At 42.9% G+C, this 2,118-nt stretch carries 3 protein-coding genes; all 3 read left to right on the forward strand.

What is annotated here, in order from left to right:
- Positions 1-91: 91 nt before the first annotated feature.
- A complete protein-coding gene (locus LHL20_RS20785; protein WP_226434667.1) occupies positions 92-373 on the forward strand; it encodes a hypothetical protein in 282 nt (93 codons plus the stop codon).
- A gap of 106 nt (positions 374-479) precedes the next feature.
- Positions 480-1,478, forward strand: a complete 999-nt coding sequence (locus tag LHL20_RS20790) for a protein rep (protein ID WP_226434668.1) — start codon at positions 480-482, stop codon at positions 1,476-1,478.
- Between the two features lie 295 nt (positions 1,479-1,773).
- Positions 1,774-2,118, forward strand: coding sequence for a hypothetical protein (locus LHL20_RS20795; RefSeq protein WP_226434669.1), 345 nt, complete (start codon positions 1,774-1,776; stop codon positions 2,116-2,118).

Raw genomic sequence — 2,118 nt, forward strand, 5'->3', positions numbered from 1 at the left:
AAGCAAAATGGCGGTGAATATAACCATGCTGGTCTAGGTTCTTGGCAGTCTATTAACCATGTTATGAGAAAGGCTGACGAGGAATCAAAAGATGCTTAATCTTACAGGCCAACTCATTAATATTTTCAAGCAACCAAAGCGTGAAAAGGACGGAAAAGAGTATGGAGGCCAAGATAAGATTCAGGTTCTTGGTGAAGTTGAACTTCCAGACGGTGACAAGCGAATGGACATGTTTACGCTTACCACTCGGGATATAAAAAACTTTGAGCCATATCTAGGTCAAGTTATCACTTTCACCATTGGCGTTTTTGCTACTGGCAAAAGCGTTTCTTTCTTCATACCTCAGGGCGTTTCGCCCGTTTCAAAAGCATAGAGATAACATCCTCCAGCCCCTCGCGTGAGGCGAGTGTCTGGAGGTGTTTCTCTTGCTTTACTTGATACATGTAAATAAAGTGACTCCACTTAAGGGAAAAAATAATATGACAGACAAAGAAAAACCCTTGTGCAGCGAAGCTTTGGCGGGCAAGACTGCAAACAAGGGTTCCGAATCTCTGTCTTTGCATGAGCGAATCGATAAGTACACGATTGCTAAGCGGAGACAAGGAGTAATATTAAACCATTTGAGAGATATCTCAAGCGGTAACGCTAAGCCGCCTAAGGTTGGCTTAATCGACTATCAAAAAGTGATCTCTAACGTGGGTGATTGTTTTAATTACCTCGTATTTCACAATTACTATCAGATAGACGAGACCAGGCTTATCAGAGCAACCTCATGCAAAAAGCACTTATTGTGCGCTCCCTGTGCCATCAGGAGAGCCGCAAAGTCCGTTAGGGCATATCTTGACAAGTTCAAAGAGATAATCGCCTCACAGAGCGATTTAGAGCCTTATTTGCTCACTTTGACTGTGAAGAATGGTAAAGATTTGCCAGAGCGCTTTACCCATCTCCAAAATTCTATGAAGTCTATTCTTAAATCTCGTAGGAATTACGCTTCTAGAGGCAATGGCTTTAACGAGTTTTGCAAGATAGACGGCGCGGTATACAGCTACGAACTAACCCACTCAGATCATGGCTGGCATCCTCACATACACATGGTTGTTATGGTGCCTAAGTCTGAGAAAGTGGATTTCGATCCACTTTCGCCTAAGTCCTCTAAGCTTTCCAAGGACTGGAAAAATATCACAGGTGATTCGTTCATAGTTGATATTAGGCCTATCACTGGAGACCCCGTAGAGGGCTTCATTGAGGTTTTCAAATACGCGCTTAAATTCTCAGAGCTTACACCTGCACAAACTGTTGAAGCTTACGCTTTCCTGCAAGGGAAGCGTTTACAGGGCTCTTTTGGAAGCTTTAGAGGTGTTGAGGTTCCGGAAAACCTTAACGAGGACTCGTTAGAGGACGAGCCTTACATCGAGCTAATCTACAAGTACATAGGCCAGAACTTTACTCTGGATTCAACTAAGCACGTCGAAGCCTAATTCTCCAGCGAGGGAGGGACCCGTTTACGGGAGGGTTCCTTCTCTGGAGAATGCAGCGAGGCACGAGCGGTGACCTTGCTCCCTTCAAAATTTCCTTTTTACGTAACAGGGCTGCTTTACGTAAAAAAATTACGTAGCTGACCCCCTCCTTGCTGAACCGAAGCGAAGCTTCTTGCATGAATTAAAAAATGAATCTATATTGAATCCAGCTGAATCAGCTAAAACATCAAATTAAATTCAAGAGAGATTCATTATGCTAAACGATTACTTTTCAAAAATGATTAAGGAGTTCTACATGGCCGATGCCGATTCATCTGCTCAGGAGCTTGAAACTGTTCGTTTCACTGCGAATATTGAACTTAAAAATCTTCAGATGATTGATGCTATTGCATCTCGTTTTAACACTAGTCGCGCGTCTATTGTTGAAGAGGCGCTTAACCATGCAGCCTTTAGTCTTTTCACTTCACTGGAAAAGGCAGACAGAGAGGCATTAGCTGAGCAATGCGACAAGCTTTTTGACACTAAAATTAAGGAGATTTACAAGCAAAATGGCGGTGAATATAACCATGCTGGTCTAGGTTCTTGGCAGTCTATTAACCATGTTATGAGAAAGGCTGACGAGGAATCAAAAGATGCTTAA

The sequence above is a fragment of the Alteromonas sp. McT4-15 genome, assembly GCF_020515205.1.
Lineage (GTDB): Bacteria > Pseudomonadota > Gammaproteobacteria > Enterobacterales > Alteromonadaceae > Alteromonas.